This window comes from Amycolatopsis sp. NPDC098790 (genome assembly GCF_044759945.1).
GTDB lineage: Bacteria > Actinomycetota > Actinomycetes > Mycobacteriales > Pseudonocardiaceae > Amycolatopsis.
Window position 1 is genome coordinate 2,373,962 of sequence record NZ_JBIWAI010000001.1, and the last position, 25,225, is coordinate 2,399,186.

Genomic DNA, 25,225 nt, shown 5'->3' on the forward strand with positions numbered 1-25,225 from the left:
TGTCGTCGTAGGGCGGTTGCTTCGGCGGGTTCGCTTGGCTGGCCAGCGCCAGCCTGGTTGTCGCCGAACGGCTATCGCCCCAGGGGTTCGCTCGGCGATCCGGCTCCAGCTGGCATCGCCGAACGGCCGCCGCCCTAGGGGTTCGCTCGGCGATCTGGCATCCGCTGGCATCGCCGAACGGCTACCGCCCCAGGGGTTCGCGCGGCGATTCGGCACCAGCTGGCATCGCCGAACGGCCGCCGCCCCGGCGGGCTCGCTCGGCTGGACTGCGCCGGCTGGGTCATCGCCGAACGCCGCTGCTTCGGCGGGTTCGCTCGGCGTCCGGTGTCGGCCGCGCTATCACCGAACGCCGTCCATGATCGAGTCCTATGTGGACTTCGCGCGGCCGAGGTGGTCGAGCATCGAACGGACGGCTTCGAACTCCCGGACCTCCTGGCGGCAGTCCTGGCACGCGGCGAGGTGCCGCTCGACCCGGGCCGCGTCGGCGGCCTCGAGCAACCCCAGGCTGTACGCCCCGAGGTCGGTCCGGTCGTACCGGGCCATGGATCGCGTCTCCGTTTCCGCGCTCCGCAAGGGAACGCCCGCACTACCGGACGTCTCCAGAGTCCTGGCCCGTACGCGGCACCGGCGGCCTTCCGCCGTTTTCCACCCGATCGGCCGACAACTTGCGGCGGCGAACAGCCCATGTGAGTGAAAGCGGGCGGTCACGATACTCACCGGTCCGGACACGGAAAGCTTTTCTGCCACGAATTTCCGCGAAACCGCGTCATGGCCCCGCGGCGGGCTCGTCGGTTCTGCGTCGGGGCGGGATTTTCCGGCCTCGACCAGGGCGAAGGCGATCCGAAACGAGGAGAGCGAGAGCGATGACCGTACGGAGCCACCGGGCGGACGACGTCGTCAACGAGGTCGGGGTGTGGCTGGCCGGGGAGTTCGCTGGGCGGCTTCCCGCCGGGGAGATCGACCGCGTCGTCAAACTGACGCGGCTCGACCTCGAGAGCAGTATCGCGTCGGAGGAGCTCGGGGAGATGCTCCACCGGCTGGGGCGGGCCCGGCTGCAGCGGATCCTGGAGCTGGCACCCGCCTCGCACGTCCGCATCCCGCGGGCGCGCTGACCGTAGTTTTCACGTGAAAGCGACCACTAGGGTGCGGAGCTTTCACGTGAAAGCTCCGCAGCCCGAGCTTTCATAGGGAAAGTTGCGTCAGCGGGACGCGGCGGCCTTGATGGTGCGCAGGACCGGCGCCGTCTCCAGGGTGTGGACCGCGTCGAGCGCCCCCAGCCGGCGCGTCAGGTAGTGGTGCAGTCCGGCCGCGTCCGGGCAGAGCGCGTGCGCGACCAGGTTGGCCGGCCCGGTCGTCGCCGCGACGAGTGCCAGTTCCGGGTGCGTGGCCAGCTGCCGGGCGACGGCGTCGAGGTGCGCGGGCGCGACCGACATCCACAGCAGCGCGTGGGTCGTCGCGCCCAGCGCGGCGGTGTCGACCTCCAGGTCGAAGAACACCGTGCCGCCCGCTTGGAGGTCGGCCAGCCGGCGCGCGACGGTCGCCGCGGACCAGCCGGTGGCCGTCGCCAGCTCGGCCAGGCTCGCCCGGCCGTCGCGCTGCAGGGCCGCCACCAGCGCGTCGTCGTCGCCGGTCAGCGGCTTGCCCCCGCCCGAGACGACCGGGGTCAGCGCGGCGATCTGCGCGTCGTCGAGGGCGTTCGCGCGGCCGAGCCACGCCGTCGGGCCGCCGAAGTAGCGGTGCAGCAACTGGTGCGCCGACACCGCCGTGATGCTCGCGGAGCGCGGGACGTCCCGCAGCAGCAGCGAATGGTCGCTCGCGGCCGGCGTGTGCACGTTCACGCAGATCTCCGTGCCGCCCGAGACGAGCTTGACCCACGCCGTGTCGGCCCGCCGCGCCAGCGCGAGCGCGACGTCCCGCGCGGTGTTCGGCGTCGCGGTCAGCCGGACCATCCACTCGGCCTGCCCGGCGCGTTGCGGGTCTGGCAGTCCGACAACGCGAAGCGATGCTTCTGCGCGGAGCCGGCGATAGCGGCGCGCCACCGTCTGCGTCGAGACGCCGAGCACTTCGCCGATTTTGGTGAACGGCGCCCGCCCGTCGAGGTGCAACGCGTGGATCAGCGCGCGGTCGACGTCGTCCAGTGCCGTGGTCATATCCCTCATCAAAGCGCACCGCGTGGAACAAATCAGCAAGCTAGCCACGGAAAGTGGAAGCGCTGACAACGAAGAAGCCAAGGTCGGTGGCGAACGAAAGGGGCACCTCTTGCCGACCACGACCCGCTACCGGTACCGCTGGGCCGCGCTCGCCGTGCTGCTCACGGCCGAAGCCATGAACCTGCTCGACGCGACGATCGTCCAGGTCGCCGGCCCGGTCATCCACGCCGAGCTGCCCGGCCCGGCCGCCGACATCCCGTGGTTCTCCGCGGCGTACACGCTGCCGTTCGCGGTCCTGCTGATCACCGGCGGCCGGCTCGGGGACGTGTTCGGCCGCGCCCGGGTGTTCAAGCTCGGCGTGGCGGGCTTCGTGCTCGCGTCGCTGGTCTGCGCGGCCGCGCCCGCCGCCGGCCTCCTTATCACTGCTAGAGCGGTGCAGGGCGCGGCCGCGGCGCTCGTCATCCCGCAGACCATCGGCCTCATCCGCGCGCTGTTCGACGGCGACGAGCGTGCGAAGGCCCTCGGCACCATCGGGCCGGTGATGGGCCTGTCCGCGGTCACCGGACCACTGCTCGGCGGGCTCCTGACGCACGCGCTGTCGTGGCGCGCGGTGTTCCTGGTGAACGTCCCGCTCGGGCTCGCGGTCCTGTTCGCCGCGCGGTTCCTGCGCGAGGACAAGGCCGTGACGCGCCCGAAGCTCGACCTCGCCGGCACGCTGCTGGTCGTCACCGGGATCGGACTCGTCGTCTACCCGCTGATCAGCCCGGCCGGGACCAGCTGGTGGCTGCTGGCCGCCGGCGCCGCGGTGCTCGCGGTGTTCGCGCTCCAGCAGCGCCGCACGTCCGCGCCGCTGGTCGAGCCGAGCCTGTTCGCCAACCGCGGGTTCCCGTCGGCGCTCGCCGGGTCGCTGCTGTTCTTCGCGATGATGACCGGGCTGATGCAGGTCGTCCCGATGCAGCTGCAGCTCGGCGAGGGTGCCGACGTCCGCACCGCCGGCCTGACGCTCTTGCCGCTCTCGGCCGGGCTCGCGGTGGCGTCATGGTTCGCCGGCAGCCGGCTGGTGCCGAAGTTCGGCGCGCGCGTGATGTTCGCCGGACTGGCTCTAGCACTGATAGGGACGCTCGCTCTATCGCTGATCGGGACTGCGGCTCTATCGCCGATAGGGATGGGTGGCGCACTCGCGGTGTGCGGGCTCGGCATGGGGACGTTCACGGTCCCGTTCTTCACCGCGGCACTGGACCGCGTCCGGCCGCACGAGACGGGCTCGGCCGCGGGCCTGCTCAACGCCGTGCAGCAGCTGGGCGGAACACTCGGCGTCGCCCTTCTCGGCGGCCTCTACCTGATCGGCGATAGAGACCTGATCGGTGATAGAGCGGCCACGGCGTTCGGCGTCGCCGCCGGACTGACCGTGGCCGCTGCCATCGCCGTTGTCCCCCTCAGTAGTCGTCGCGCCCGGTGAACTGCTGCTCCAGCAGCTCGGCCGCGCCGGCCACCAGCTCCAAGGGGTCGATGAACTCGTTGATGTCCAGGTGGATCAGCGGCAGCGAGTGGCGCAGCACGAGGTGGTCGCCCATCACCGCGAGCCCGCCCACGACCGTCGAGTTCCCGACCTCGGTGAGCACGTCGAGGAGGTCGACCTCGTCGTGGCGGGCGAACGGCGTCGCGATCTGGACCCAGTCCTCCTGCTGGTCGAGGATCTCCCGCGCGATCACCATGATTTGCGCGCGCTGCTCGGTGTCGGGCTCGTCGCCGAAGATCAGCCGGATGCGGATCTCGTCCGGATCGTCGCGCACCACCCGGTACTCCTGCCTGATGTACGCGACCAGATCGCCCCACTCGGCCATCAGGCGGCCCCGATCCGGTCGAGGTCGGCCAGGACGTCCGCCGGCAGTTCGAGCGAAGCCGCGGCGAGGTTCTCGCGCAGGTGCTCGAGCGACGACGTCCCCGGGATGAGCAGCATCGACGGCGACCGCTGCAGCAGCCAGGCCAGCGCGACCTGCATCGGCGTCACGTCCAGGCGAGCGGCGCAGTCGTCGAGGATCCCCGACTGCAACGGGCTGAAGCCGCCGAGCGGGAAGTACGGCACGAAGGCGATGCCCTCGGCGGCGCACTTGTCGACGAGGTCGTCGTTCTCGCGGTGCGCCAGGTTGTACTGGTTCTGCACGCAGACGACGGGCGCGATCGCCTTCGCCTCGTCGAGCTGCTCCGCGGTGACGTGGCTGACGCCGAGGTGCTTGATCAGGCCCTGCTGCCGCAGCTCGGCGAGCACGCCGAACGGCTCGGCGAGCGACATCCGCACCGGGTAGTCGCCGGCGGCGTTGCCCAGGCGCAGGTTCACCACGTCGATGGCGTCGACGCCGAGGTTGCGGAGGTTGTCGTGCACGGCCTGGGTCAGCTCGTCGGCCGACAACGCGGGCGGCCACGCCTTGTCGGGCGTCCGCCGCGCGCCGACCTTCGTCACGATCGTCAACGGCTCGGGGTACGGGTGGAGGGCCTCCCTGATCACCGCGTTCACGGTGTGCGGCCCGTAGTAGTCGCTGGTGTCGATGTGGGTGACGCCGCTTTCGACGGCTTCGCGCAGCACGGCGACCGCGGTGTCGTGGTCACGCGGCGGTCCCCAGACACCGGGGCCCGCCAGCTGCATGGCCCCGTACCCCATCCGGGTCACGGGGACCTCCCCGCCGAGGCTGAAGGTGCCGCCCAGGTTTGCCATTCCGCTCCTCAGGTTGGTGGCGTTGCGCCGAGGAGTCTAGGGACGATCAACCGCACGCGCCCTTGCTGCGCAACACGCGCGTCACCGACTCCTGAACACGCGCCGCGGGCAGTTCTCCGGACTGGACGGCCTTGACCAGCCGGTCCAGCACCTCGTTCACCCGGCCGCCGGACGACCACAGCGCCTCGTCCGCGCCGGCCTGCAGCGCCTTCAGCACGGCGTCCGGCAGCGAGTACTGCGCGGTGATCGCCTTCATCGCGCCGAGGTCGTCGGTCAGGACGAGACCGGTGAAGCCGAACTCGGTGCGCAGCAGCTTGTAGGCCGCGGGCGAGATCGAGGCCGGGACACCGCCGGTCAGGTCGGGTACGTCGAGGTGGCCGACCATCACCGAAACCGGGCCGTAGTCCGCGATCCCGCGGTACGGCACCAGGTCCAGCGTCCGCAGCTGCGCGAGCGGCGGGGTCACGACCGTGCCCTTGTGCGAGTCGCCCGAGCCGTGGCCGTGGCCGGGGAAGTGCTTGAGCACCGGCTGGACCCCGCCGTCGCGCAGGCCCGCCGCGAACGCGGCGGCGTACGTCTTCACGCGGTTCGGGTCGGGGCTGAAGGAGCGGTCGCCGATGACGTCGTCGTCCGGGGCGTCGGTGACGTCGGTGTCCGGCGCGAAGTCGACCGTCACGCCGCGGGCGCGCAGCTGGCGGCCGCGGTCGGCGGCCAGCGCGCGGACCTCGGCGGGCGACTTCGTCGCGGCCATCACGCGCGCCGACGGGATGTCGCCGTCGAGGTCGTCGATGCGCTGGACGCGGCCGCCTTCTTCGTCGACCGACACCGCCACCGGCAGCTGCGCCGCGGCCTGGACGGCGTCCAGCGAACGATCTTTCAACAACGCTGTTGCGTTACCGCCGATGAAGATTCCGCCGACCTGGTTGTCGCGCACCAGCGACACCGTGGCGCCCGGGTTGTCGCCGGTCACCCCCACGACGACCAGCTGCGCCACCTTACGACGTAAGTCGAGGCCGTTCACCAGCGACGCGCAGTCACCGGGCCGGGCCAGGCTCGACGTCGGAGCGGTCCGTGAAGACGGTGAAGGCGGTGAAGAAGACGGCGGTGGCGGAACCGGCGACCGCGGGATCGCCAACCCGGCGACGGTCTCCGATCCGCACCCGGTGACCAGGGAACTCAAGGACAACGCCACCCCCACGGCGGCCAGACTTCGGCGGTTCATCGGTCCCTTCAGACGTCTGCGTGCCCCACGACCGTAGTCGACGCCCCGGCTTCACGATGTGAAGAAGGGGGTGAGGAAGGTTAGAGAATTCGTGAAGGCGGCCTCAGCAGACTGGCGCCGCAAGGACACGGACAGCGGGGAGGGGTTCGATGGACCAGGTGCGGGTGGCGGCGTGGGCGTCGGATCCGATCGCGCTCACGGGGCTGATCAACCACCTGAAGTCCCGGCCGGAGCTGCTGGTCGTGCCGCGCTCCCGGCGTGGCGAGGCGGCCGTGCTGGTGTTCGCCGTCGGGCAGGTCGACCGCGAGGTGATCGCCGCGCTGCGGGCCGCGTCCGCCGAGTCGCCCGCCGCGATCGTGCTGGTCGCCGGGCACGTCGACCCCGGGCACCTGAGCCTGCTGGCCGACTGCCACGTCTCCGCCGTGCTGCCGCGGACCGCGCTCGACCGGCTCACCACGAGCGTGCTCGCCGCCGCGCGGGGCCGCACGACGCCGTTGCGCGACCAGGTCGAGGCGCTGGCCAACGAAGGTTCCGGGGCGGCGCTGACGCCGCGCGAGGTGGATGTGCTTCGCCTGATGGCCGAAGGCTGGGACACTGCGGAGATCGCGGGCAAGCTCTGCTACTCCGAGCGGACCGTGAAGAACGTCATCTACGCCATGACCAACCGGCTCAACCTGCGCAACCGGCCGCACGCGGTCGCCTACGCCGTGCGGGCCGGTGTGATCTGAGGAAGGCCGTTGCGCACGATCGCCCGCCGGACCGCCGTCGCGGTCGCCGCGTTGATCCCGCTCGCCGCGTGCAGCCCGAGTGACGCCGGCGGCCCGACGAAGCTCACCATCGCCACCTTCGGCGAATTCGGCTACGCACCCCTGATCGCCGAGTACCAGAAGCTGCACCCGGACATCACGGTGCAGAACCGCGTCACCGACTTCGACACCCACCACAAGGGCCTCGCGACGCAGCTCGCGACCGGCCGTGGCGCGGCCGACGTCGTCGCGATCGAAGAGCAGTACATCCCGCAGTACCGCAAGGCGAAGGACAAGTTCACCGACCTCGCCTCCTTCGGCGCGGGGGAGCTCGAAAAGCAGTGGGCGCCCTGGAAGTGGGCGCAGGGCACCGACGGTTCGTTCGTCCTCGGCCTCGGTACCGACATGGGCAGCCTCGCCCTCTGCTACCGGCGGGACCTCTTCCAGGCCGCGGGCCTGCCCACCGACCGCGACGAGGTCGCGAAGCTGATGCCGGACTGGGACGCCTACGCGGCCACCGCCCAGCGCTTCACCGAGAAGACGCCGGGCGTGAAGTTCGCCGACTCCGCCGGGACCGTCTACACGGCGATGCTCAACCAGTCGCCGGAGAACTACTTCTCGGCGAAGGACGACTCGTTCATCGGCGACCGCAACCCCAGTGTGCGCAACGCTTTCTACCTCTCCGGCGGCATCGCCGCGAAGGGGGAGACAGCGGCCGCGACGACGTTCACGCAGGCCTGGAACGTCGCGATCAAGCAGGGTTCCTTCGCGACCGTCGCCTGCCCGGCGTGGATGCTCAGCCAGATCAAGGAAGCCGGCGGCGACGCGGGCAAGGGCAAGTGGGACGTCACGACCGTGCCGGGCAAGAGCGGCAACCAGGGCGGCTCGTTCCTCACCGTGCCGAAGCAGAGCGCGCACCCGAAGGAGGCGTACGAGCTCGCGAAGTGGCTGACCGCGCCGGAGCAGCAGAAGAAGCTCTTCCTCTCCGACGGGATCCTGCCCAGCGAGCCGTCGGTGTACACGGACCCGCAGGTCGTCGCGCACACCGACCCGTACTTCGGGGACGCGCCGATCGGCCGGATCTTCGCCGCGTCCGCCGATCAGCTGCGGCCCAACTACCGCGGCCTGCGTGACGCCGACGTCCGGCCCGAGTTCGGCCGCGCGCTCGGGCGGATCGAAGACAAGACCGACGGTGTCGACCAGGCCTGGGCGGAAGCCGTGCAGCAGGCCCAAGCCGCTTTGAAGTAGCGCGCGTGTTCGCTCGTTTCGACCGCAAGGCGACGCCGCTGCTGCTCGTCGCGCCCTTCTTCGTCCTGTTCCTCGTGTTCGGCGCGTTCCCGCTGCTCTACACGGCGTGGGTGTCGCTGCACGACTGGAACCTCCTGGAGGGCGACCAGGGCTACCGCGGCCTGGCGAACTACGGCGAGCTGCTCGGCGATCCGAACTTCTACAACGCGCTCGCCAACACCGTCGGCATCTTCCTGCTCGCCGCCGTCCCGGAGTTCCTGCTGGCCCTGGGCATCGCGGCGCTGCTCGACCGCCCGCTGCGCGGCGCGACCTGGTGGCGCACCGGCGTCCTGCTGCCGAACGTCGTGTCCGTCGTGGCGATCGGGCTCGTGTTCGGGCAGCTGTTCAGCCGCGACTACGGCGTCGTCAACGAGGTGCTCGGCTGGTTCGGCATCGCGCCGGTCAACTGGCAGGCGACGCGGTGGACGTCGCACTTCGCGGTGGCGTCGATGGTGCTCTGGCGCTGGACCGGCTACAACGCGCTGATCTACCTGGCCGCGATGCAGGCCGTCCCCGGCGACCTCTACGAGGCCGCGGCGCTGGACGGCGCTTCCCGGTGGCGGACGTTCTGGTCCATCACCGTGCCGGGCATCCGGCCCGCGATCGCCTTCACCGCCATCGCCGGCACGGTCAGCGGCTTGCAGCTGTTCGCCGAGCCGCAGCTGTTCGACGCGGGCGGGTCGGGCGGCACCGGCGGCAACGACCGCCAGTTCCAGACGCTCGCGATGTACTTGTACGAGAAGGGCTTCACGCACTTCGACGCCGGCTACGCGGCCGCGTTGACGTGGGTCTTGTTCGTGGTCTGCGCGGGGTTCGCGCTGGTCAACTACCGGCTGGTGCGCCGGTTCGTGAGGGCGGCGTGAGGCGCCCCGGCGGCTGGGTCTACGCCGTGCTGATCGGCGTGCTCGGCGCGTCGCTCTTCCCGCTGTACTGGTCGTTCGTGGTGTCCACAAGGGACAACGCGGCGATCGGCGAGACGTCACCGCTGCTGGTGCCGGGCGGCCACCTCTTCGAGAATGTGCGCCGCGTGTTCGACACCGTCGACTTCTGGCTGGCGCTGGGCAACTCGCTGATCGTCGCGGGCACGGTGATGGTGTCCAACGTCGTGCTCGCGAGCCTGGCCGGGTTCGCCTTCGCGCGGCTGCGGTTCCCCGGCCGCAACACGCTGTTCCTGCTGGTCGTCGGCTCGGCGATGGTGCCGGCGCAGCTCGGTGTCATCCCGCTGTACCTGGTGGTCGGCGAACTGGGCTGGTACGGGCGGCTCGAGGCGGTGATCGTGCCGGGGCTGCTCAGCGCGTTCAGCGTGTTCTGGATGCGGCAGGCGTGCGAGAACGCGATCGACGCCGAACTGGTCGACGCGGCGACCGTCGACGGCTGCTCGATCCTGCGGACGTACTGGCACGTGGCCGTCCCGTCGCTGCGCCCGGCGGCCGCGGTGCTCGCGATGCTCACCTTCATGGCCACCTGGAACGACTACTTCTGGCCGCTGGTCGTCCTCGACCCGAACGAGACACCGACCGTGCAGGTCGCGCTTTCCCGGCTCGCGAGTGGGTACTACACCGACTACGCGCTCATGCTGACGGGCGCGACCGTGGGCGTCCTGCCCGTGATCGCGCTGTTCCTGCTGCTGGGCCGCCACATCGTGCGGGGGATTCTGAGAGGGGCGCCGGTATGACCTTCCCGACGGGTTTCCTGTGGGGCGCGGCGACCGCGTCCTACCAGGTCGAAGGGGCGGTGACCGCGGACGGGCGCGGACCGTCCGTCTGGGACACGTTCGCGGCTCGCCCGGGTGCCGTCGCCGGCGGCGCGTCCGGCGAGGTCGCCTGCGACCACTACCACCGCTTCCCCGAGGACATCGGCCTGGTGGCGGACCTCGGCCTGAACGCGTACCGGTTTTCGGTGGCGTGGCCGCGGGTGATGCCGGACGGGCGGACGCCGTCGCCTGCCGGGCTCGCCTTCTACGACCGGCTGGTGGACGAGCTGCTCGGCCGGAACGTCACGCCGGTTCTTACGCTGTACCACTGGGACCTGCCGCAGGCTCTGGAGGACGCCGGTGGCTGGCCATCGCGCGATACAGCGTATCGGTTCGCGGACTACGCCACCTTCGTGCACGACGCGCTGGGCGACCGCGTCGACCAGTGGACGACGATCAACGAGCCGTTCTGCGCGGCGTTCCTGGGGTACGGCAGCGGGGTGCACGCGCCGGGCGTCCAGGACTACGACACGGCGCTGGTCGCGGCCCACCACCTCCTGCTGGCGCACGGGCTGGCGACGCGGGCGCTGACCGCGCAGGCGCGGCCGGGCCACGAGTTCTCGCTGGCGCTGAACTTCGCGCCCGCGCTCGCCGACGGTACTTCGCCGGCGCACCTCGAGGCCGCGCGGAAGTTCGACGGGATCCACAACCGGTTCTTCCTGGACCCGGTGCTGGGTCTCGGCTACCCGGCCGACGTCGTGGCGGACGTCGAGCACCACGGCGGCCGGTTCGCGGCGTCGGTCCGCGACGGCGACACGGACACGATCGCGGCGGCCATCGACTGGCTGGGCGTAAACTACTACGCGCCGGCGCGGGTCACGCCGCTCGACGACCCGTTGGTGCACGGCAACTGCCCGTTGCCGGGGTTGCGCGGGCTGGACGTGCTGCCGGCCCGGCCGCCGTTGACGGCGTTCGGCTGGGAGCAGGCGCCCGCGGTGTTCACCGATTTGCTGGGGTGGCTGTCGTCGCGGTCCGGGTTGCCGTTGGTGGTGGCGGAGAACGGTGCGTCCTTTGTGGACCAGGTGGTCGGCGGCCGCGTGTTCGACGCGGCGCGGGTGAACTACTTCATGGAGCACTTGGGCGCGGTCCACAAGGCGATCGAAGCCGGCGCGGACGTGCGCGGGTACTTCGCGTGGTCGCTGCTGGACAACTTCGAGTGGGCGATGGGGTATTCGCAGCGGTTCGGGCTCGTGCACGTGGACTTCGAGACGCAGGTCCGCACGGTGAAGGACTCGGGCCGCTTCCTGGGCCGGGTCGCCAAGGCGAACGCGCTAGGGCCGCTGCTGCCGGAAGGCGTCGGCGACGCCCGAGCGTGACGGCGTCTCCAGCTTCCCCAGCAACCGGGCCACGTGCGCCTGCACGGTTCGTCGCGGCAACGACAGCTCGGCCGCGATGTCCGGATTGGACTTCCCGTCCGCGACCAGGCTCGCGATCCGGACCTCGATCGGCGTCAGCGACTCCCACCCGTGTCCCGGCCGGATCGGCGAGAACAGCGCTCCGCGGCGCACGCCCAGCCGTCGCAAGCGCGTCTCCGCCCGGCGCAAGTCCCAGCGGGCACCCAGCGACGTGTACAGCTCCGCCGCCTCCTCGAACGCCGCGTGCGCCGCGTCCAGCCGGCCCGCGCGGGCCAGCAGCACCGCCGCGTCCTCCAGCACCGTGGCCAGTTCCGGGCGGCGGCCGACGGCCCGGAAGTGCTCCGCCGTCGCCAGCACCGCCGCCGGGTCCTCCTCGATCAGCCCGCGGCACCACGACGCCGCCGCGTGGGCGCGAGCCGGACGCCGCTCCTTCGCCGCCTCCTCCTCGCACACCGCCAGTGCGCGGCGGGCCCGGTCGACTTCGTCCTGCTCCATCGCCAGCCGGACGTACGCCGGAAGCCATTGGTGGCGCAGCATCATCTGCGCGTACGTCGGGTTCAGGATCGGCTCGAGGATCGCCATCGCGCGGACCCGGTCGCCGCGCTGCTCAGCCGCCAAGGCGTCCGCCACCAGCAGGAAGTCGAAGCTCTCACGCTCGGCGCCGGTCGCCGGGGCGTACTCCTCCGCCGCGTCGAGGTGGGCTGCCGCCTGGGCGCGGTCGTCGCGGCGCCCGGCGATCAGGGCCGCGACGCCGTGCAGCAGCAGCGCCGCCGGGCCGGGCTCGCGCAGGCCGTAGAACGTGATCGCCGGGCCGTCCTCGGTGACCGTGTCCAGCTCGACCAGTGCCTCGTCCCAGCGGCCTTCCCAGTACCGGTGCACCGCGACGGAAACCTGCAGCCCCACCGGCATCGCGTGCCGCGCCGCGACGTCGCCCGCCGCGCGCAGGGCCGCGTCCGCCTCGGCGAGCCGGTCGAGGTTCTGCAGCGTGAAGACGCGGTTGTCGAGCAGGTCGAGGTGCAGGTCGGCCAGCTCGTGCTCGTCGCCGACGGCCTCGATCGCCGCGTCGATGTGCGCCAGCGCGGAGTCGTGCTCGCGACGCACCGAATCGACCAGCCACAACGACTGCAGCGCGTGCGCGGTCAGGTACCGGTCGCCGTCGGCGAACGACTTCGTCTCGTACGCCGCCTTTTCCGCGGTGTCCAAATCGGACAGGTCACCGCGCCGGAAGTTCGCCAGCAGCTGCCGGTGCTTGACCCGCCACAGCTCGGGCACGGCCGGTTCGTCGACGGACGCGGCGAGCGTCGCGACCGCGCCTTCGGTGTCACCACGGCGGTGCCGCAGCGCCGCCAGGACGTGCCGCATCTCCTCGGCGGCGTCCGGCTCGGTGGCGACTTCGAGTGCTTGCTGCGCCAGGGTTTCCGGGGCGCGTTCCAGCCGGAACAGCACCTTGACCAGTGCCACGAGCAGGACCTCGCGACGGTCCCCGGCGCCGGCGGCCAGCGCGCGTTCCAGCAGCTCGACGGCGATCAGCGGCGCCCGGTTGGACACGGCCGCGTGGTGCGCGGCGAGCCAGTCCAGCACCCAGTCGTCCACTGTGGCCGGTGCCGCGACGAGCTGCTCGGCGACGCGCTTGACCGGTGCGCCGATCCCGGCAAGCGCTTCCGCGGCCTGCCGGTGCAGCGCGGCCCGCGTCCCGGCGAGCAGCCGGTCGTAAAGGGCTTGGCGCAGCAGGGGATGCCGGAACGCGAGCTGCGTCCCGGTGTCGATCAGGACGTTCGCGGCGACGGCCTCTTCGAGCGGTTCCAGCAGGTCCGACGGCCGCGTGCCGAGCACCGCGGCGATGTCCCCGACGGCGAACTCCATGCCCAGCAACGCGCCCCAGCGCAGGACTTCCTGCGTGCGCGCGGGCAGGAAGTCGAGCCGCCGGTCGACCGCGGCGACCAGCGAACTCGGCGTCTCGAACTCCGCCGGGTCGTCGACGTCGGCCGCGCCGCCGCTCACCTCGAGCGCACCGGCGTGCAGCAGGACGTCGACCATTTCCTTGACGTACAAGGGGTTTCCGGCGCCACGGGCGGCCAGCTCGCGCAGCCCGGGACCGGGTGCCGCGCCGATCTGGTCCTCGATCAGCCGTCCGACGTCGTCGCCGCTCAGCGGGGCCAGGTCGAGCACGACGCCGTCGCGGGCCTGGACACCGCGCCGCAGCTGGGCGAGCTCGGCGCGGTCCGGCGCCGGCCGGGTCGCGGCCACCAGCAGCAGCGGCAGCTGCCGGGTCGCCGCGCACAGGCGGTGCCAGACCAGCACGGACGCCTCGTCGGCCCACTGCAGGTCGTCGACGACCAGCACCTGCGGCGAGTCCGCGCACAGCTCGTCGACCAGGGCCAGCAGCCGGTCGACGGCACCGAGCACCGGGTCGGCGGGTCCCCAGCTGCGCCGCACCGGGTCGCCCGAGAGCTCTTTGGCGAGACGCGCGCGCCGCGGGTCGGCCGAATGCGCGTCGATCGCCAGGCACTCCAGCATCACCTGCAGCGGGAAGCGGGTGCTCAGCTCGTCGGCGGCCGCCCAGAGGCGCTGGAAGCCGGGGCCGTCGGGCAGGGTGCTGGTGAGCAGCTCGGACTTGCCGATCCCGGCTTCGCCCTCGATCCACACGGCCCGGCCGCGCCCGGCCCGGACGTCGGCGACGAGCTCGGCGAGCCGGGCCGTCTCGGCTTCCCGGCCGAAGAGCCGGTGCCCGGTGACCTCGACCGGCGCCGCGGGCGCGTCGAGGCCCGGGTCCTGGGCGAGGATCCGCTGGTGGAGCCGCTGCAGCGCGGGCCCGGGTTCGACGCCGAGCTCGCCGACGAGGGTGGCGCGGGCGTCGCGGAAGACGTCGAGGGCGTCGGCGGGCCGTCCGCCGCGGTAGAGGGCGAGCATGAGCGACTCGCGCAGGGATTCCCGCAGCGGGTGCTCGCCGGCCAGCACGGCCAGCTCGGGCGCGAGGTCGAGGTGACCGCCGAGGGCGAGCAGGGCCTGGGCGCGCCGTTCGAGGGTGTTCAGCCGCAGCTCGGCGAGGTATTCGCGGTGCCGCTCGGCGAACCCGCCGGGCACGCCGGAGAGCGCTTCCCCTTGCCAGAGCGCGAGGGCGGCGTCGAGCTCGGTGACGGCGGCCCGCGGATCACCGCGGTCCAGGTGGTGCTGGGCCTGGTCGCGGTGGCGTTCGAAGACGGCGGCGTCGAGCGCGTCCTCGCCGAGCAGCAGCGAGTACCCGGCGGGGTCCGAGACGAGGACGCTGGCCGCCGACCACCGCGACCGATCGGGTTCGAGCGCACGTCGCAGGCCCGAAACGTAGGTGTGGACGCTGCCCTCGACGCTCGCGGGCGCGGAGTCACCCCAGACACCGGCGATCAGTTCGGCGCGCGGGACGGGCCGGCCGGCGTTGATCGCGAGCACGGCGAAGATCGCGCGCTGGCGGGCGGGGCCGAGGCCGATTTCGGCCGCCCCGCGCCAGGCCCGCAGGGGGCCCAGCAAGCCCACGCGCAGATCGGTGTCCGCTTGCCCTGGCATGTCGTGCCGTCCCCTCTGGGACTCGCGTCCCAGACCCCATCCCCCAGGGACAACTACTCCGGCGAGCTTACTGACGTGGCAACCCCCGATCGGGTTGCCCGGTGCCGTGATGACATGAATGAGTCATTCATGTCGTCACACGACGTGAATGACTCATTCATGTCGTGTGGAGTGCGGGTCGGGCCTTACTCGCCGGCGACCGCGCGGGAGCGCACCGCGCCAGCCCGCCGGATCCCGAACGGCTGCATCCGGCTCTCCGCCCGCCGCACGTCCCACACCGCGCCCATCCCCGTGTACGCCGTCAGCGCCGCGCGGAACGCCGTCCTGGCCTCGGTGAGCGAGCCCGACTCCGCCAGCAGGATCGCCGCGTCCTCGGTCGCCTTCGCCTGCTTCAGCACCCGGCCCGCCGCGCGGTAGTGCGAGGCTGCCGTCAGCACCGGTTCCGGGTCACCACTCACCAGCCCGCGGCAGTGCGCGGCCGCCGCCGCGTGGGCCGGGGGGATCTCGCCCTCCACCGACAGCAAGCGCACCGCTTCCTGCGCGCGCTCCGGCACCCCCAGCCGGAGCGCCAACCGGACCACGTCCGGCAACCACTGGTGACGCGCGGCCGGCGGGTAGTTCTCCTCCAGCAGCGGCAGCAACGCTGCCAGCGCCGCTTCGGGCCGGCCGTCCTGCTCCGCCAGCAGCGCACGGGCCGCCAGCAGGAAGTCGCCGCCGTCCGGCTCCAGCCCCGGCGGCCACTGCCGGCGCCCGGCCGTGTCGAGGTGCGTCCGGGCCACGGCCACCTCGCCGCGGTGACCGGCGATCAACGCGCCGACGCCGTGCACCAGCAGCGCCGAACCCGGACTGCGCAGGACGTACGACGCCGTCTCCGCGCCGTCGCGGATCACCGCGTCCAGCTCTTCGAGGGCCTCGGGCCAGCGGCCCAGCCAGTAGTAGTGGACCGCGCCCGCCAGGTGCATCTCGCCCGGCACCGCGCGGGTCGCCGCGATCCGGCGGGCGGCCTGCAGGGGCTCCGCGGCCTCGTCGAGGCTGTCGAGCGTCGGCACGGACAGCGCCGCGTCGTCCAGCGGGTGCAGCCCGGCCGGCGCCAGGACCGTCTCGTCGCCGAGCCGCTCCAGCGTGGCCAGCAGCGATTCGTGCCGGCCGCGCCACATCTGAGGGACGTCCGCGTCGTCGAGGGTCCGCTTCAGCTCGGCCGTCGCCTCGGCGAAGTCACCGCGGCGGTAGTACACGTACGCGAGGATCCAGCGCATCTCGGCCGCGCGACGGCTGTCGGACGTCCGCGCGACGACCGAGCGCGCTTCGGCTTCGGGCTCCCGGCCGAGCCAGAACAGCAGCCGCGCGAGCGTCGCGGTCAGCGTCTCCCGCGCGTCCGGCGGCAGCGCGCCCTGCGTGACGGCGTGGCGCAGCAGGTCGACGGCGACGCGCGGGGTCTCGGTGGCGACCGCGCCGATGTTGTCCAGCAGCCACGTCGTCACCCACGGGTCGACCTGCGCGGGCGCGGCCGCGAGCTGCCCGGCGACGCGGGCGGCGGGAGCGCGCGCGGCCGCGAACGCCTCGGCCAGCTGCCGGTGCAGCGCCACCCGCATCGCCGCCGGCGTCTTTTCGTAGAGCACGCGCCGCAGCAACGGGTGCCGGAACGCCAGCCGGTCGCCCGACTCGACGAGCACCCCGGACGTGATCGCCTCGTCGACCGCGCCGACCAGCGCCGTCGGCGGCCGCTCGGTCGCGACGGCGATGTCCGACAGCGAGAACTCGCCGCCCAGCAGCGCGGCCCAGCGCAGCGTGTCCCGCGTGCCGCTGGAGAGGAAGCTCAGGTACATCGTGATCCGCGACCCCAGCGGCGCCGGGATGGTCTGGCGCGAGTTGCCGTCCAGGTGCGCGTGGACCCCGTCGAGCACGATCATCGACTGCGCCAGCAGCGTCTCGACGATTTCCCTGGTGTAGCGCGGGTTTCCGGCCCCGTAGGAGACCAGTGTCCGCAGCCCGGGCCCGGGTGGCGCGCCGACCAGTTCGGTCGCCAGCTCGGTGGTCTCGGCTTCGGACAGGGGCGTCAGCGCGACGACGGTCGTGACATCGTTGTCGAGCTCGGCTCGCAGCTCGTCGAGCGCGGCCGGTCGCGGTACCGGCCGGCACGCGCCCACCAGCAGCAGCGGCAGCTCCCGCGTCTCGCGGCCGAGGTACCGCCAGACGCGCAGGGTGGTGTCGTCCGCCCAGTGCAGGTCGTCGACGACGAGCACCAGCGGCGCCTCCGCGCACAGCTCGCGCACGAGCCCGAGCAGCCCGTCGACGGGGTCCTCGCCGGACCGCTCGCCGAGCCGGGCGGCCAGGTTCGCGCGGCGCTCGTCGGTGGCCCGCGGGTGCACGCCCAGCGCGTCCAGCAGCGGCCGCAGCGCGAACCGCTGGTCCAGCGCGTCCGCCGCGGCGAAGGCGGGCTTGAGGTCATGGGCCATGGCGAGCAGTTCGGCCAGCAGCGCCGTCCGGCCGCTGCCCGGTTCGCCTTCCAGCCACAGCGAGCGCCCGGTACCCGCGGCGACGTCCTCGACGGCTTCGCGCAGCCGGGCCAGCTCCGCCTCCCGGCCGACGAAGACGTCGGCGCGCTCGGGCATCGCCGTGACCGGCGACCGCGGCACGCGCACGGGCGGCGGCGGTTTCGGCGCCGGCTCGTCTCGCAGCTCGTCGTGCAGCCGGCGCAACGCGGGCCCGGGCTCGGTGCCCGAGGACTCGACGAGCCGGTCGCGGACGTCGGTGTAGACGGCGATCGCCTCGGTCCGCCGGTCGGAGCGGGCCAGCGCGCGCATGAGCAGGCCGCGCAGCGTCTCGCGGAACGGGTGCTCGCGGGTCAGCGCGGTCAGTTCCGCGATGAGCTCGGCGTGCCCGCCGGACTCCAGCACGATCTCCGCGCGTCGCTCGATCGTCGCGAGCCGCACCTCGGCCAGCCGCGCGCGCTGGGCGGCGGCGAACGGCCCGGGCAGGCCCGAGAGCGGGACGCCGTGCCAGAGGTCGAGTGCCTCGTCGAGGACCTCGCGCGCGCCGCGCAAATCGCCGGCGGACTGCTTGCGCTGGGCCAGTTCCCGCAGCGCTTCGAAGCGGTGGACGTCGATCGCGCCGGCGTCCAGGCGCAGCGAGTAGCCGGAGCCGATCGACGCGAGCAGCTGCGGGCCTTCGCCTTTGGCGCGGCCGGGTTCGAGCGCGCGCCGCAGCCCGGAGACGTAGGTGTAGATGGATCCTTGGGCGCTCTGCGGCGGCGCCTCGCCCCAGACGGCGTCGATCAGCTCCTCGCGCGAAACCGTGCGGTTCGGGTTCATCGCGAGGACCGCGAGAACCGTCCGACGGTGCGCGGAGCCGAGGTCGAGCTCCGATTCACCCTGCCACGCCTTGACCGGGCCGAGCATTTGGAGTCTCGGTGCGGAGCCGTCCGCAGCCGACATCGGTCTCCCTTCGTGCGCTGACGAACCGTCACGCGCCGGATGCCTGACGTGAGCATACGCGGCCGTCGTGAACCGGCAGGCAAGGATGGCGGACATTCGGGCAACGGCGCACGGGCGGGGTTCCGCCGGGCCGCGGCGTGCGCGACGCTCGGGGGCGCCGAGACCTCGAGGAGCCCGAAATGGCCACAGCCGAGCCGACGGAGGACATGAAGCGGGCGGCCGCCCGGTTCGCCTACGCCGTCGACGCAGCCGGCTCCCACCTCCGTGACGTCGCCAGCGAGATGGCGCTGGTGCAGGCGTCCTGGCGCGGTGAGGCGTCGGTGCGGTTCGGCCAGGCGATGAGCGACTGGGAGCAGGAGTTCGACGTGATCCTCTCGCGGCTCGCGCAGCTGCTCGAGACGACCGGCGGCCGGGTGCCGCTGCCGCGGCGGCCATGAGCAGGCCCGAGCTGGACGTCCGCTTCGCCGACCTGGTGCTCGACCGGATGGGCGCCATCACCGGCGAGCTGGGTGACCTGCTCGCCGAGCTGGAGTCCACTGTGGAGCCGGAGCTGGCCGGCTGGACCGGCGAGGCGCGTGAGGAGTACCTGCGCGCGAAGCGCGAGTGGGGGCGCGCGGCCGAGCGGATGCCGGCGTGCCTGGAGCGGGCGCGGGACGCGTTCGGCGAGCTGCAGGGCTCCGTCTTCACGGGCGTGAAGACGGAATAGGGACGGCGTGAAGACGGGCCGTCCACACTGCGTCCATGAAGCCCGTCGAAGTGACCGTCCTCGCCTCGGACCCGATCACGCACGCCGGCGCGGTGAGCCTCCTGGAAAGCCATCCGGACGTCCGGATCACCGACCTGGTGCCCGACGTGCTGCTGGTGATGGAGGAGCACGTCACCGAGGCGGTGCTGGGCGAGATCCGGGCGGCGAAGGCGTCGCACGTCGTGCTGGTGGTCGAGCACTTCCGCGAGAGCGACCTGATGTCGGTGCTGGAGAGCGGCGTCGTCGCGATCCTGCCGCGCCGCGAGACGGGCGGGGCCGAGCTGGTGACGGCGGTGCTCGCCGCGGGCGACGGCACGGCGAACCTGCCGCCGCGGCTGCAGGGGGCGCTGCTTTCGCAGGTCCAGAGGATGCGCAAGGACGTGCTGGAGCCGAACGGCCTCACGCTGTCCGGGCTCGCGGCGCGCGAGTGCGACGTGCTGCGGCTGGTCGCCGAGGGCTTCGGGACCGAGGAGATCGCGGCGAAGCTGTGCTACTCCGAGCGGACCGTGAAGAACGTCCTCTACGGCTTGATGACGCGCTGCGGCCTCAACAACCGCGCCCACGCCGTCGCTTACGCGCTGCGGGCGGGCGCTATCTGAGACGTTTTCTCTGCCACTGTCACCTTTCCGTGGGCTAGGGTCGCGATCATGGTGTCGACCGCCGCGGAGATCGCGGCTTCCGTGCGGGCCGGGCAGCTCGACCCGGTGCAGGTGACCAAGGAGGCCCTCGACCGGATCGCGGCGGCGGACGGCGTCGTCGGCGCGTTCCGCCGGGTGCGCTCGGCCGAGGCGCTCGAGGAAGCCGCCGCGCTGGCCGCGCGGCCCGATCTGGCGTCGCTGCCGCTGGCCGGGGTGCCCGTCGCGGTCAAGGACGTCACGGAGATCGCGGGCGAGTACGCGTCGCACGGTTCGCTGGCGGGGCCGTCGTCGCCCTTCGACGCGGACGGCGTGATCGCCGAGCGGCTGCGGGCGGCGGGCGCGGTGCTCGTCGGGCTGACGCGGGTGCCGGAGCTGTGCGTCTGGCCGATGAGCGACACCCCGGACGGCATCGCCCGCAACCCGTGGGATCCGACGTACGCCTCGGGCGGCTCGTCGGGCGGCAGCGCGGCGGCGGTGGCGGCGGGGCTGGTCCCGCTGGCCCACGGAACGGACGGAATGGGCTCGGTCCGCCTCCCGGCGGCGATGTGCGGGCTGGTGGGGTTGAAACCGGGCGCGGGCGAGCTGTCGGAGGGCGGCTGGTTCGGCATGTCGGTCCACGGCCCGCTGGCGACGACCGTCGAAGACGCGGCGCTGCTGTACTCGGTGCTGGCCGGTGATCCTTCGCTGGCGTCGGTGCCTTCGCCGTCCGCGGTGCGCATCGGGATGTCGACGACGGTGCCGTTGCTGCACACGCCGGTGCCCCGCGAGCTGGTGGCGGCGGTTTCCCAGGCGGCGGGTCTGCTGGCGTCGGCGGGGCACGCGGTGACGCCGTCGGCGCCCCGCTACCCGGCGACGATGGTCCTGGGCATGACGGCCCGCTGGCTGGCGGGGCCGGCCGAGCAGGCTCGCGGCTTCGACGTCACCCGGTTCCAGCGCCGGACCCGCATGCACGTCCGGGTCGGCCGGCTGCTGTCCCGGGCCGGGTTGATCCGCTCGCGCACGCGTGACCGGTGGGTCTCGCGGGCCGCGGAGTACTTCGAGTCGCACGACGTCTTGATGACGCCGACGTTGTCGCACTGGCCGGTGAAGGCGGGCCGGTGGCACGAGCGGCGGTGGTTGACGAACGTGCTGCCGTCGACGCGGTTGGCGGGGTTCACGGGGCAGTGGAATTTCGCGGGGTACCCGGCGATCACGGTCCCGGTGGGGCGGTCGGTCCGGTCGGGGCTGCCGACGTCGGTCCAGCTGGTGGGGCGGCCGGGGGAGGAGTCGTTGCTGCTGGGTTTGGCGGCCCAGCTGGAGTCCGCGAACCCGTGGCCTCGCACCGCCCGCTCCTGAAGCGCCCCAATGTGGCCTTGGTTGCGTCTCACGCACCGAAGGCCGCCTTGGGTGCGTCTGACGCACCGAAGGCCACATTGGGGCGCTTGACCCAGGCTGTGGACAACTCGCGCCGGGGCGCCGGAACTGTCGGTGCTCGCCGGTAGCGTGGAAAACGGGGGCTGCTCAGCCCCGGAACGCCGCGAAGGCCGCCTCGAAACGTTCGAGGCGGCCTTCGGCGTAAAAGCTCAGGAACCCGGCTTGCTCGCCGTCGGGGTCAGCGGCTTGGCGCCGTTCCCGTTGGCCGGCTTGGTCGCCGGGCCGTTCGAGTTGGCCGGGGCGTTGCCCGGCTTCGCCTGGGGTGCCGGCTTGGGCGCCTGGGTCACGGGCTTGGGCGCCGGAGCGGCCTTCACCGCCGGCTTGACCGAAGCCGAAACCGAAGCCGAAGCCGGGATCGACGGCTGGACCACCGGTACCACCGGGGCCGACGGCGTCGTCGCGGAGTCCGCGTCGCCGCCCACCAGCTTCGACGCCTGCGGGATCACCGCCTCCTCCGGCAGCGTCGCCAGCTGCGTCTCGCTGCGGTTGAGGATGTCCTCCGCCATCGCCAGGCTCTTGCGCGCCTGCTCGCGGATCTCCGCCAGGCGCTCGACCTTGCGGTTCGCCACCGTCGTGCGCTGGGCCGCCTGCGTAGTCGCCTCGTCGAGGCGGCGGCGGGCCTCCGCCGTGGCCTCGTCGAGCCGCCGCTTGGCCTCCGCCGTCGCCTCCGCGAGCCGGCGCTCGGCCTGGTTCTTGCTCGCCGTGCGCTGGTCCGCGACGTGCTTCTCCAGCGCCGCCTTCTGGGCCGCCTGGGACGCCTCGAACTCGCGCTCGAGCTTCCGCCGCTTCCGCTCCGCCTCGTTGTCCAGCAGCTCGCGCCGCTGGGCCGCCTCGACGGTGAGCCGCTGCACCTCGGCGCGCGTCTCGGCGAGCGCGTTCTCGTGCTCCGAGTGCAGCAGGTCGGCCTGCTTGTCCAGCTCCGCGACCAGCTTCGTGTACCGCTCACGCAGCTTCGTCGACGCCTCGGTCGAACCCGCCCACGTCTTCTCCGCGGCGGCCTCGGCGCGCTTGATGATCTCGTCGGCGCGGGCCTGCGCGAGCGTGACCGTCCGCTGCATCCGCTCGTCGAGGTCCTCGAGCCGCTCCGGCGGCTTCTTCAGCTCCTCGACGCGCGCTTCGAGCGCCGCCACCTGCGACCGGACCGTCTCGGCCTCGCGGGTCGCCGCGGCGGCCTGCGCCACGGCGGCGTCGCGTTCGCTGAGCACGCGGCGCAGCTGCGCTTCGACGTGGTCCAGGTACTGCCGGACCTCGTTGCGGTCGAAGCCGTGCCAAGCCTGCGTGTACTCGCGGCGAAGGGGGAGGAGGCCGTTGAGGGCGGTTGCGGCGGGGTCGCGCTCAGGAACCATGGGCCCGACCGTACCCGGGGACCGTCCGCTTCCGCCGTCCGGCTTAACGAATCACCAACACGTGTCGCGTGTCGCCGGAACGGCCCTGCCCCGGAAACGCTGCGTCACCAGTGGAACCCGCGCGAAAGCCGGGCCAGCGCCATCGCCGCGCGCGAGAGGTGTTTCTCGCCACGCCCGATCTTGAGCCCGCCCGAACCGCCCGCCGCGGCCGAATCCGGGAAGATCCGGAAACCCTGGTACGCGACGGCGTCGGTGAGCCCCGGCGTGAGCGTGTAGGCCAGCCCGATCGCCTGCCCGGCGGGCGTGCCGATGTGCTTGGGCCGCTCGACCAGCGCCTTCAGCACCATGTCCGCGGCCTGCTCCGGCGACTTCGTCGGGAACGCGTCGTAGATCTTCGTCGGGCGGATCATCGGCGTGCGCACCAGCGGCATGTGGATCGTGGTGAACGTGATCCCGTCGCCGTGCGTCTCGGTCGCCGCGATCCGCGAGAAGTAGTCCAGCGCCGCTTTCGACGCCGCGTACGCCGAGAAGCGCGGCGCGATGCCCTGGACGCCGATCGACGACACGTTCACGATGTGCCCGAACTTCCGCTCCGACATGTGCGGCAGCACCGCGAGGATCAGCCGGACCGCGCCGAAGTAGTTGATCGCCATCGCGCGCTCGTAGTCGTGCATCCGGTCGTAGGACAGCTTGATCGACCGGCGGATCGACCGGCCGGCGTTGTTGACCAGCATGTCGATCCGGCCGTGCTCGGCCAGCATCGCGTCGACGGCCTTGCGCACCGAGTCCTCGTCGGTCAGGTCGGCGGGGTAGACCGACGCGGTGCCGCCGGCGGCGACGATCTCGTCGCGGACCTCTTCCAGCTCGTGCTGGCGCCGCGCGACGAGCAGCGGCACGCCACCCGCGGCCGCGACCTTCAACGCCGTCGCGCGCCCGATGCCCGAAGACGCGCCGGTGATGATCACCCGGCGGCCGTCCAGCTCGCCGCGCGGGCCGTGCTTGCGCGCGCGGAACGGGTCGAGGTGTTCGCGCCAGTAGCGCCACAGCGTCGGCGCGTACTCCTCCAGCCGGGGGACCTCGACGCTGCCGGCGAGGGCCTTGCGCGTCTCGGCCGAGGAGAACACCGACGGGAACGCCATCGTCTCCAGCAGCACCGGCGGGATGCCGAAGCGCTCCATGACGGCGTCGCGCGCGATGGTGACGCCGGGGATGTGCTCGGTCAGCTTGACCAGCCCGACGATCCGCTTCGACAGGCCTTCGCCGAGCTGCGCGGTGATCGTCGGCGCGCCCGCGGCCTTCGCGAAGGCGTTGTAGACCGAGACGACCGGCTGCGGCTCCGGGTCGACCAGGTGGAACGCGCGGCCGTCCAGCCCGGGCTTGACGACCAGCTCCAGCAGCGCCTTGGCGACGTAGTCGACCGGCACGATGTTGGTGTCGCCGAGGTCCGGCCCGACGATCGGCAGCACGTCCGGCAGCCCGGCCAGCCGGTTGATCGCCGGGAAGAGGTAGTACGGGCCGTCGATCTTGTCCATTTCGCCGGTCTCGGAGTGCCCGACGACGACGGCGGGGCGGTACACCCGCCAGGGCACCTGGTCCTGCTCGCGGACGATCTTTTCGGCCTCGAACTTCGTCCGGTGGTACGGCGTGACGAGCCGCTGGCCGGCGTCGAACATCTCCTCCGTGAAAACGCCTTCGTGGTCGCCCGCGACGGCCACCGAGGACACGTGGTGCAGGCAGCCGGCGCGCAGGTCGGCGGCGAGGTCGACGACGGCGCGCGTGCCGTCCACATTGGCCTTGACGCTGGCTTCGTCGTCGGCGGTGAGGTCGTAGAGGGCGGCCAGGTGGACGACGTGGTCGACGGTGCCGCGCAGCTCCTCGCGGTCCGCTTCGGACACGCCGAGCAGCGGCTCGCCGAGGTCGCCGGTGACGAGCGTGACGCGGTCGGAGTGCGGCCACTGGTCCACGAGCGCGGCGAGCTTGGCCTTGCTCGACGCGCGGACCAGCAGCGCGACGCGGTCGTCGTCGGGGCGGGAGAGCAGCAGCCGGGTGAACTGGCGCCCGATCAGTCCGGTCGCCCCGGTCACCAAGAACGTCGCCATCGTCTTCACACCTCTCACCGCTTGCCCTGACCCTGGGCATTCTGCTGCATGCGGGCGTCAGTGACCACCGTGCCGAAACGTGATGTTACCCACGAGTAACTTAGGCGGGGTCCGCGATGACGACGCGGTTCTCCTCGTAGCCGTCCGAGCCGCCGACCCACCGGCCGCCGCACGTCACGAGCACCACGCGGTGCGGCCCGGACTGGCCGAACAGGTCGTCGGCGCGCGCGGGCAGGTCGTCCTTGTGCACGGTGACCAGCTGCGAGATCAGGTAGCGCCACGTCTTGCCCGAAGTGTCCACAATGGTCACTTCGCCGCCGATCTTCTCGTTCCACAGCTCGGCGAACGGCCCGGTGGCGCCCCGCCAGTTGACGTGCCCGGCGAAGACGCTCGCCCCGCCGGCGGCGTCCAGGTCGGCGCCCCACCAGGTCGCTTGGCGCAGATCGGTGGGGACGGGGAGTTCCCCGCCGGGGCCGAGGTCCTTGCGGACGAGGGAAGCGGTGCCGCCGGCGGGAAGCCGGACGGTGCCGGGTTGCTGGGGTGGCGGCGGAGGAGGTGGCTTCGTCGACGACGGTGTCTGCGCCGCTGGCGCTGCGGGGGCGGGGGTGGTGGTCGACGGCGGGGCGGGGGTGGCCGGCCGGGCCGCCGGGGCGGCGGCACCGGCGGCGGGCAGCGCGGTCCCGGCCACGACGGCGGCCGGTGCGGAGGTGACGACGGTGCTGCCGAACTGGATCGCGAGGACGGTGGCCGCGCCGAGCGCGAAGCCGACGAGCAGGCGCCCGCG

The 25,225-nt window shown here is 72.6% G+C and carries 21 protein-coding genes; 11 read left to right on the forward strand and 10 right to left on the reverse strand.

Annotated elements, in window-relative coordinates:
* Positions 1–366: 366 nt before the first annotated feature.
* The gene (locus ACIQWX_RS11955; protein WP_400868520.1) at positions 367–543 is read right to left on the reverse strand and encodes a zf-HC2 domain-containing protein; all 177 of its coding nucleotides are present in this window, start codon (positions 541–543) and stop codon (positions 367–369) included.
* A gap of 320 nt (positions 544–863) precedes the next feature.
* Here ACIQWX_RS11955 and ACIQWX_RS11960 point away from each other — a divergent pair, with 320 nt between their 5' ends.
* Positions 864–1,112: a hypothetical protein gene (locus ACIQWX_RS11960; RefSeq protein ID WP_400868522.1), complete on the forward strand. Its 249-nt coding sequence runs from the start codon at positions 864–866 to the stop codon at positions 1,110–1,112.
* 87 nt (positions 1,113–1,199) lie between these two features.
* On the opposite strand, the gene ACIQWX_RS11965 is transcribed toward ACIQWX_RS11960, so the two are convergent.
* A complete protein-coding gene (locus ACIQWX_RS11965) occupies positions 1,200–2,150 on the reverse strand; it encodes an Lrp/AsnC family transcriptional regulator (protein WP_400868524.1) in 951 nt (316 codons plus the stop codon).
* Between the two features lie 109 nt (positions 2,151–2,259).
* Here ACIQWX_RS11965 and ACIQWX_RS11970 point away from each other — a divergent pair, with 109 nt between their 5' ends.
* Positions 2,260–3,609, forward strand: coding sequence for an MFS transporter (locus ACIQWX_RS11970; protein WP_400868526.1), 1,350 nt, complete (start codon positions 2,260–2,262; stop codon positions 3,607–3,609).
* On the opposite strand, the gene ACIQWX_RS11975 is transcribed toward ACIQWX_RS11970, so the two are convergent.
* Genes ACIQWX_RS11975 through ACIQWX_RS11985 form a run of 3 tightly spaced genes read right to left on the reverse strand, consistent with a single transcriptional unit; the run spans position 3,587 to position 6,085 of the window.
* On the reverse strand, positions 3,587–3,994 hold the full coding sequence (locus ACIQWX_RS11975) for a hypothetical protein (protein WP_400868528.1): 408 nt from the start codon (positions 3,992–3,994) through the stop codon (positions 3,587–3,589). The genes ACIQWX_RS11970 and ACIQWX_RS11975 overlap by 23 nt on opposite strands.
* Positions 3,994–4,863, reverse strand: coding sequence for an oxidoreductase (locus tag ACIQWX_RS11980; protein ID WP_400868530.1), 870 nt, complete (start codon positions 4,861–4,863; stop codon positions 3,994–3,996). The genes ACIQWX_RS11975 and ACIQWX_RS11980 overlap by 1 nt, the downstream gene beginning before the upstream one ends.
* A gap of 46 nt (positions 4,864–4,909) precedes the next feature.
* Positions 4,910–6,085 (reverse strand): glycoside hydrolase family 3 N-terminal domain-containing protein, encoded by a 1,176-nt coding sequence (locus ACIQWX_RS11985; protein ID WP_400868532.1) that lies wholly within the window; start codon positions 6,083–6,085, stop codon positions 4,910–4,912.
* Positions 6,086–6,234: 149 nt separating this feature from the next.
* On the opposite strand from ACIQWX_RS11985, the gene ACIQWX_RS11990 reads away from it, so the two are divergent.
* The 5 genes from ACIQWX_RS11990 to ACIQWX_RS12010 are packed head-to-tail and all read left to right on the forward strand — an operon-like array spanning position 6,235 to position 11,187.
* Positions 6,235–6,813 carry a response regulator transcription factor gene (locus ACIQWX_RS11990; protein WP_400868534.1) on the forward strand — a complete coding sequence of 193 codons (579 nt, stop codon included), beginning with the start codon at positions 6,235–6,237 and terminating at the stop codon, positions 6,811–6,813.
* Positions 6,814–6,822: 9 nt separating this feature from the next.
* Positions 6,823–8,079 carry an ABC transporter substrate-binding protein gene (locus ACIQWX_RS11995; protein WP_400868536.1) on the forward strand — a complete coding sequence of 419 codons (1,257 nt, stop codon included), beginning with the start codon at positions 6,823–6,825 and terminating at the stop codon, positions 8,077–8,079.
* Positions 8,080–8,084: 5 nt separating this feature from the next.
* Positions 8,085–8,981: a carbohydrate ABC transporter permease gene (locus ACIQWX_RS12000; protein WP_400868538.1), complete on the forward strand. Its 897-nt coding sequence runs from the start codon at positions 8,085–8,087 to the stop codon at positions 8,979–8,981.
* Entirely contained in the window at positions 8,978–9,793 is an 816-nt protein-coding gene (locus ACIQWX_RS12005) for a carbohydrate ABC transporter permease (RefSeq protein WP_400868540.1), read from the forward strand. Before ACIQWX_RS12000 ends, ACIQWX_RS12005 begins: the two co-directional genes overlap by 4 nt.
* Positions 9,790–11,187 (forward strand): GH1 family beta-glucosidase, encoded by a 1,398-nt coding sequence (locus ACIQWX_RS12010; protein ID WP_400868542.1) that lies wholly within the window; start codon positions 9,790–9,792, stop codon positions 11,185–11,187. The genes ACIQWX_RS12005 and ACIQWX_RS12010 overlap by 4 nt, the downstream gene beginning before the upstream one ends.
* Here the strand turns inward: ACIQWX_RS12010 and ACIQWX_RS12015 are convergent.
* Both ACIQWX_RS12015 and ACIQWX_RS12020 read right to left on the reverse strand, forming a co-directional pair.
* Positions 11,143–14,766, reverse strand: a complete 3,624-nt coding sequence (locus ACIQWX_RS12015) for a BTAD domain-containing putative transcriptional regulator (RefSeq protein WP_400868544.1) — start codon at positions 14,764–14,766, stop codon at positions 11,143–11,145. The genes ACIQWX_RS12010 and ACIQWX_RS12015 overlap by 45 nt on opposite strands.
* A 185-nt stretch (positions 14,767–14,951) precedes the next feature.
* The gene (locus ACIQWX_RS12020) at positions 14,952–18,200 is read right to left on the reverse strand and encodes a BTAD domain-containing putative transcriptional regulator (RefSeq protein ID WP_400868546.1); all 3,249 of its coding nucleotides are present in this window, start codon (positions 18,198–18,200) and stop codon (positions 14,952–14,954) included.
* Positions 18,201–18,379: 179 nt separating this feature from the next.
* Between ACIQWX_RS12020 and ACIQWX_RS12025 the strand changes: the two genes are divergently transcribed.
* Genes ACIQWX_RS12025 through ACIQWX_RS12040 form a run of 4 tightly spaced genes read left to right on the forward strand, consistent with a single transcriptional unit; the run spans position 18,380 to position 20,918 of the window.
* Complete coding sequence (locus ACIQWX_RS12025; protein WP_400868548.1) at positions 18,380–18,637, forward strand: WXG100 family type VII secretion target; 258 nt, start codon at positions 18,380–18,382, stop codon at positions 18,635–18,637.
* On the forward strand, positions 18,634–18,906 hold the full coding sequence (locus tag ACIQWX_RS12030) for a WXG100 family type VII secretion target (RefSeq protein WP_400868550.1): 273 nt from the start codon (positions 18,634–18,636) through the stop codon (positions 18,904–18,906). The genes ACIQWX_RS12025 and ACIQWX_RS12030 overlap by 4 nt, the downstream gene beginning before the upstream one ends.
* 35 nt (positions 18,907–18,941) lie before the next feature.
* Positions 18,942–19,544 carry a LuxR C-terminal-related transcriptional regulator gene (locus ACIQWX_RS12035; RefSeq protein ID WP_372663443.1) on the forward strand — a complete coding sequence of 201 codons (603 nt, stop codon included), beginning with the start codon at positions 18,942–18,944 and terminating at the stop codon, positions 19,542–19,544.
* A 48-nt stretch (positions 19,545–19,592) separates the two neighbouring features.
* Entirely contained in the window at positions 19,593–20,918 is a 1,326-nt protein-coding gene (locus ACIQWX_RS12040) for an amidase (protein ID WP_400868552.1), read from the forward strand.
* 227 nt (positions 20,919–21,145) lie between these two features.
* Here the strand turns inward: ACIQWX_RS12040 and ACIQWX_RS12045 are convergent, their stop codons facing one another.
* The 3 genes from ACIQWX_RS12045 to ACIQWX_RS12055 all read right to left on the reverse strand — a co-directional run bounded on the left by ACIQWX_RS12045 (position 21,146) and on the right by ACIQWX_RS12055 (position 25,216).
* Positions 21,146–22,342, reverse strand: coding sequence for a cell division protein DivIVA (locus ACIQWX_RS12045; protein ID WP_400868554.1), 1,197 nt, complete (start codon positions 22,340–22,342; stop codon positions 21,146–21,148).
* A 104-nt stretch (positions 22,343–22,446) separates the two neighbouring features.
* A complete protein-coding gene (locus ACIQWX_RS12050; protein ID WP_400868556.1) occupies positions 22,447–24,441 on the reverse strand; it encodes an SDR family oxidoreductase in 1,995 nt (664 codons plus the stop codon).
* A 100-nt stretch (positions 24,442–24,541) separates the two neighbouring features.
* The gene (locus ACIQWX_RS12055) at positions 24,542–25,216 is read right to left on the reverse strand and encodes a class F sortase (RefSeq protein ID WP_400869558.1); all 675 of its coding nucleotides are present in this window, start codon (positions 25,214–25,216) and stop codon (positions 24,542–24,544) included.
* Between the last annotated feature and the right edge of the window lie 9 nt (positions 25,217–25,225).